Origin of the sequence: Rhizobium sp. PRIMUS64, from assembly GCF_023006465.1 — a bacterium.
In the GTDB taxonomy this organism is placed as follows: Bacteria; Pseudomonadota; Alphaproteobacteria; order Rhizobiales; family Rhizobiaceae; genus Rhizobium; species Rhizobium leguminosarum.
The window spans coordinates 1-5,123 of record NZ_JALBGX010000237.1 but is presented as its reverse complement, the minus strand read 5'-3'; the positions used below and the strand labels follow the sequence as shown (position 1 = coordinate 5,123).

At 63.2% G+C, this 5,123-nt stretch carries 6 protein-coding genes and 1 pseudogene; 3 read left to right on the top strand and 4 right to left on the bottom strand.

Annotation, left to right across the window (positions count from 1 at the left end; all coding sequences use genetic code 11):
• A partial coding sequence (locus MOV76_RS38265; RefSeq protein ID WP_247266510.1) for an MFS transporter occupies positions 1-1,143 on the top strand: 1,143 nt, incomplete at its 5' end.
• A gap of 23 nt (positions 1,144-1,166) precedes the next feature.
• Positions 1,167-1,622, top strand: a complete 456-nt coding sequence (locus tag MOV76_RS38260) for a GNAT family N-acetyltransferase (protein ID WP_130769341.1) — start codon at positions 1,167-1,169, stop codon at positions 1,620-1,622.
• A 6-nt stretch (positions 1,623-1,628) separates the two neighbouring features.
• On the opposite strand, the gene MOV76_RS38255 is transcribed toward MOV76_RS38260, so the two are convergent.
• On the bottom strand, positions 1,629-2,876 hold the full coding sequence (locus MOV76_RS38255; RefSeq protein WP_130718944.1) for a lytic murein transglycosylase: 1,248 nt from the start codon (positions 2,874-2,876) through the stop codon (positions 1,629-1,631).
• 11 nt (positions 2,877-2,887) lie between these two features.
• Positions 2,888-3,493 carry a recombination mediator RecR gene (gene recR / locus MOV76_RS38250; protein WP_003555792.1) on the bottom strand — a complete coding sequence of 202 codons (606 nt, stop codon included), beginning with the start codon at positions 3,491-3,493 and terminating at the stop codon, positions 2,888-2,890.
• 57 nt (positions 3,494-3,550) lie between these two features.
• Here recR and MOV76_RS38245 point away from each other — a divergent pair, with 57 nt between their 5' ends.
• Positions 3,551-4,168, top strand: a complete 618-nt coding sequence (locus MOV76_RS38245) for an MOSC domain-containing protein (RefSeq protein WP_131605387.1) — start codon at positions 3,551-3,553, stop codon at positions 4,166-4,168.
• Positions 4,169-4,193: 25 nt separating this feature from the next.
• Here the strand turns inward: MOV76_RS38245 and MOV76_RS38240 are convergent, their stop codons facing one another.
• Positions 4,194-4,517, bottom strand: a complete 324-nt coding sequence (locus tag MOV76_RS38240) for a YbaB/EbfC family nucleoid-associated protein (protein ID WP_003555794.1) — start codon at positions 4,515-4,517, stop codon at positions 4,194-4,196.
• Between the two features lie 22 nt (positions 4,518-4,539).
• Positions 4,540-5,123: pseudogene (locus MOV76_RS38235) on the bottom strand (DNA polymerase III subunit gamma/tau); the annotation flags it as partial.

Sequence of the window (5,123 nt, the reverse complement as noted above, 5' to 3'; positions counted from 1 at the left end):
GGCGTCATCGTGGCGGCTGCCGGCGCGGCCGCGGCCTTCGCGGTGAACACGCTGAGTTACTTCGCGTTGATTTATGCCCTGCTGCGCTGGCGGCCAGCCGCGCCCGTCTCGACCCTGCCGCGGGAGGCACTCGGCAGCGCCATCTTCGCCGGCCTGCGTTATGTCTCGATGTCGCCCAATCTCGAAAAGGTCCTTGTCAGAGGGCTGCTCTTCGGCATCGGCGCCAGCTCGATCCTGGCGCTGCTGCCGGTCGTCGCCCTCGATCTCGTTGCCGGCGGGCCGCTGACCTATGGTTTCATGCTCGGCGCCTTCGGCATCGGCGCGATCGGCGGCGCGGTGCTGAATGCCAGGCTTCGCGAGGTGCTTTCCAGCGAGATGATCATCCGCCTCTCCTTTGCCGGCTTTGCGCTGAGTGCTGTCATCGCAGCCTTCAGCCCGAGTGCCCTCCTCACCTCTGCCGGGCTGCTCGTCTCCGGCGCCTGCTGGGTCTCCGCACTTTCGCTCTTCAACACCATCGTTCAGCTTTCGACGCCGCGCTGGGTGGTCGGCCGCGCGCTGTCGCTTTATCAGACCGTCACCTTCGGCGGCATCGCCGGCGGCAGCTGGCTGTGGGGCGTCGCCGCCGATCGCTATGGCGTTGCCGATGCGCTGCTGATGTCATCCGTCGTCATGCTGCTCGGCATCGCCATCGGCCTGCGTTTTTCGATGCCGGCCTTCGCCTCGCTCAACCTCGATCCGCTGAACCGCTTCACCGAGCCGGCCCTCAGTCTCGACATCACGCCACGCAGCGGGCCGATCGTCATCCAGGTCGATTACGAGATTGCCGATGAGGACCTTGCCGAGTTCATGGAGTTGATGGGCGAGCGCCGCCGTATCCGCATCCGCGACGGCGCCCGCAACTGGGCGCTGATGCGTGATCTCGAAAACCCCAGCCTTTGGACGGAAACCTACCACACGCCAACCTGGGTCGAATATATAAGACACAACCAGCGGCGCACGCAGGCCGATGCCGAAAACACCGACAGGCTTCGTGCGCTTCACCGCGGCGAAGGTCCGCTGCATGTCCACCGGATGATCGAACGCCAGGCCATTCCACCGGGTGACGACGTCTTCCACAAGGCGCCGATCGATCTGCATCATTGAGACCAGCTATGCATAGATCAAGCATGTACAAATTCAGGCTCGCCCGCCCGTCCGATCTTGCTGCCATCGTCGGGCTTCTGGCCGATGACGATCTCGGCGGCACCAGGGAGATCGTTTCGGATCCCGTCGACGCGCGTTATCTCTCGGCCTTCGCTGCGATCGAGACGGACGCCAATCAGCTTCTGGCCGTCGCAACCGATGCGGCCGATCGGGTCGTCGGCTGCCTGCAACTGAGTTTTGTTCCAGGCCTTTCGAGGACGGGCATGTGGCGCGGCCAGATCGAAAGCGTGCGTGTCGCAAGCGATCTTCGCGGCTCAGGCCTCGGCTCGCACTTCATCGAATGGGCGATCGCCCAATGCGCCGAGCGTGGCTGTGGCCTCGTGCAACTGACATCGGACAAGACGCGGGGGGATGCGATCCGCTTCTACGAGAAGCTCGGTTTCGTCGCCAGCCATGAAGGTTTGAAACGCACTCTCTGAAGCCGGTTACTTCAGCTTGCCCTTCATCGTGGCCTCCGGAAAACATGTCGGCTTCATGCCGTTCTTTGCCTGCCACTGGCCGATCGAACGCCGCGTCTTGTAGCCCGGCAGGCCGTCGGAACCGCCGACATCATAGCCCTGCCGTTCCAGCGCCTTCTGCATGGCGGCGACATCCGAGCGCAGCATCTTGCCGACATCGCCCCATCTGCCCTGGAAGGCGCCGCCATTATAGGCGATCCGGTCGGCCAGATTGCCGATATAGAGCGCGTAGAGATCGGAATTATTATATTCCTTGATGATGTAGAAATTCGGGGTGACGATGAATTCCGGTCCGTCGCGGCCGGCCGGCACCAGCATCATGCCCTCAGCCTTCATCTCGCCGGAGGGAAACCCCTTGCCGGAGATGCGGTCGATGCCGAGCGAGGCCCAGTGCGACAGCGGCTTTGCCAGATCGGGTCCCTCCTGCGCGCAGGAGACCGCCTCCGGTATCGACACCTCGAAGCCCCAGTCGCGGCCGCGCTGCCAGCCTTTTTTGACCAGGTAATTGGCGATCGAGGCGAGTGTATCGGGCACCGAGGTCCAGATATTGCGGTGACCGTCACCATCGAAATCCACCGCATATTTCAGATAGCTCGTCGGCATGAATTGCGGCTGGCCGAGTGCGCCCGCCCACGAACCCTTGAAGTTGGCAGGTGTCACGTCGCCGCCGTCGAGAATATGGAGTGCGGCCACCAGCTCGGTGCGGAACATCTCCTTGCGCGTCGACATGAAGGCCTTGGTCGCCAGCACCTCGATCGCCGAATTCGGGATCTTCGCCGCACCGAAGCCCGTCTCCCGGCCCCAGATAGCCAGCACGATCGAGCCCGGCACGCCATAGGTCTTTTCGATCCGCTTCAGCGTCGAGCCATATTGGGCGGCAAAGCCGCGTCCCGTTGCGGCAAGCTTCTTCAGTTGGTCTTCGTTGAAATAGGGAGCGGGCGAGGAAAACTCGGCCTGCGTCTGCTTCTGTTCCTTCGGCGGTGGGAAGCCCGGCGGAGCGAGATCGGGCAGGCTCCAGTTCAGCGTGATGCCAGAGAAAGCGGCTTGAAAGACCTTCTCCGAAATGCCGTTGGCCTTCGCCTCCGGCCAGAGGTCGCTCTGCACCCATTTCTCGAACTGCGCCTCGACATCGGCTTTCGAAGAGGCCGCGTAACAGGAGAGGGGCAAGAGAGCTGCCGCCAACGCGAGTGCGAATATCCCCGTGCTCTTCGGCATAGACAATCCTCTCATATCACCGTCCGCGCCCGAAGTGCCGCCGCAAGCGTGCCCTCGTCGAGATAGTCGAGTTCGCCGCCGACCGGCACGCCATGCGCCAGCCGTGTGATCTTCACGTCGAGCCCCTGCAACTGATCGGTGATGTAATGCGCCGTCGTCTGTCCCTCGACCGTGGCGTTGACCGCGATGATCAGTTCCCGGATGCCGCCTTCGCCGACCCGGTCGATCAGGCCACGAATATTGAGATCGTCAGGACCGACCCCGTCGAGCGGTGACAGCGTGCCGCCGAGCACATGATAGGCGGCGTTCATCGCGCCTGCCCGCTCCAGCGCCCAGAGATCCGATACGTCCTCGACGACAATGATGACGGATTGATCGCGTTGCGTGTCGGTGCAGACAATGCAGGGATCGACCGTATCGACATTGCCGCAGCGCGAGCAGATCTTCACCTTGTCATAGGCCTCGCCCATCGCATTCGACAGCGGGCCGAGCAGCTGGTCCTTCTTCTTGATCAGATGCAGTGCCGCCCGGCGCGCCGAGCGCGGCCCGAGGCCCGGCACCTTCGCCAGAAGCTGGATGAGTTTTTCGATTTCGGGGCCGGTGACTCGTTTTGCCATGCGCCGTTCTTAGCTGATATGGAACGGAAACGGAATCGCGGAAGGATTGCCCGTCTCATGAAAATCCTGGCCTTGTGCACCGGCAATCCCGAAAGACTGCCCGGCAAGAGCTACAAGACCGGCATCTTCAAACATGCCGTCAATGGCGCCGTGGTGATCGACGCCGAAGGTCTTGTCGGCGATGCGATCTGCAACCGCAAACACCATGGCGGCGTCGACCAGGCTGTGTATGTCGAGGGATCGCTGACACTCGACTGGTGGAGCAGGGAGCTCGGCAGGCCTTATGAGCCCGGCACTTTCGGCGAGAACATGGTGATATCGCATCTCGACAATCGCGACGTCGCAGTCGGCGACCGATTCGTCGCCGGCGATTTCGTCCTCGAAGTCACGTCATGCCGCATTCCCTGCGCCACCTTCGCCGCCAGGATGGCCGATCCGAGATTCGTCGCGCGCTACGCCGCCGCCGCCCGTCCCGGCATCTATTGCCGCGTCATCAAAGGCGGTGTGGCCGAGGCCGGAATGCCAGTCGACCATCGACTCTTTACGGGGGAGAAGGTGACGATGCCGGAGCTGATGAAAACTTTCGGCCGGAGGCTTTCTGAGGCGGACCGGGCGCGATATCTCGCCTCACCGATCCACTACAAGCTTCGAGCGTTGTTGGAAGCCGGCCGCTGACCACCGGGCATACGTGGCGTATAGATCAAAACGGCAGCTTGAAGCCGGGCGGGATCGGCAGGCCGGCCGTCAGGGCCTTGGTCTTCTCGGCGGCCAGCGCCTCGGCCTTGTCCTTGGCGTCCTTGTGAGCGGCGACGATCAGGTCCTCGAGGATCTCAACATCGTCTTCTTTGAACAGCGACGGATCGATCTTCAGGCTCTTCAGCTCACCCTTGCCCGATATGACGACGGCGACGAGCCCGCCGCCCGCCTTGCCTTCGGCCGTGAGCTCGGCGATCTCCGCCTGCATCTGCTCCATCTTGGCCTGCATTTCCTTGACTTTGCCCATCATGCCCATGATGTCGCGCATCGTCTCGCTCCTTGTTGAAACTTTAGAATTCTATGTCGTCGCCGGGCAGGATGTCACCTTCCTCGGATTCGGCGGCGGCCGGCGGCGTCGCCTCGCCTTCCTCCTCCGGTTCGGGCGCCCGGACGCGCACGTCGATGATCTTGGCACCCGGAAAATGCGCAAGGATTGCCGCCACGTCAGGGTCCTGGCGCGCGTCGATCACATGCTGTTCCCGGGTCCTGGCCTCCGCTTCGACAAGCGTCGGCTGGCCCTCGTCGCGGCTGAGGCTGACGATCCAGTGGATGCCGGTCCATTCCTTCAGCTTGACGGCAAGCTCGTTGAGCAGCGTCGTCGGCGCACCGGGAGCCAGGCTGACGTCGAGCCGGCCGGCTTCGATCCGCACGGGGCGCAGGAAGGTGCGCACCATCGCCTTCAGCTTCGGATCGCGTTTCTCGGTGGCGAGGTTGACGATATCATTGACCGTATTGACCGGGACGAGCGGCTTTAGGGCTTCCGCCGGTTTTGGCTCGATCCGCCCGACAGACATGGTCTCGGGCTGGCTGCTCGGCACGGCACGCAGCATCGCCACCGGCGCCGAAGGCTGTGGCGGGCTCGGTGCGGTTTCCG

Coding starts and splice junctions, on each gene's coding strand:
- MOV76_RS38240 (WP_003555794.1), bottom strand. CDS start 4,517: ATGCGCGACATCATGGGCATGATGGGCAAAGTCAAGGAAATGCAGGCC.
- MOV76_RS38245 (WP_131605387.1), top strand. CDS start 3,551: ATGAAAATCCTGGCCTTGTGCACCGGCAATCCCGAAAGACTGCCCGGC.
- MOV76_RS38260 (WP_130769341.1), top strand. CDS start 1,167: ATGTACAAATTCAGGCTCGCCCGCCCGTCCGATCTTGCTGCCATCGTC.
- recR (WP_003555792.1), bottom strand. CDS start 3,493: ATGGCAAAACGAGTCACCGGCCCCGAAATCGAAAAACTCATCCAGCTT.
- MOV76_RS38255 (WP_130718944.1), bottom strand. CDS start 2,876: ATGCCGAAGAGCACGGGGATATTCGCACTCGCGTTGGCGGCAGCTCTC.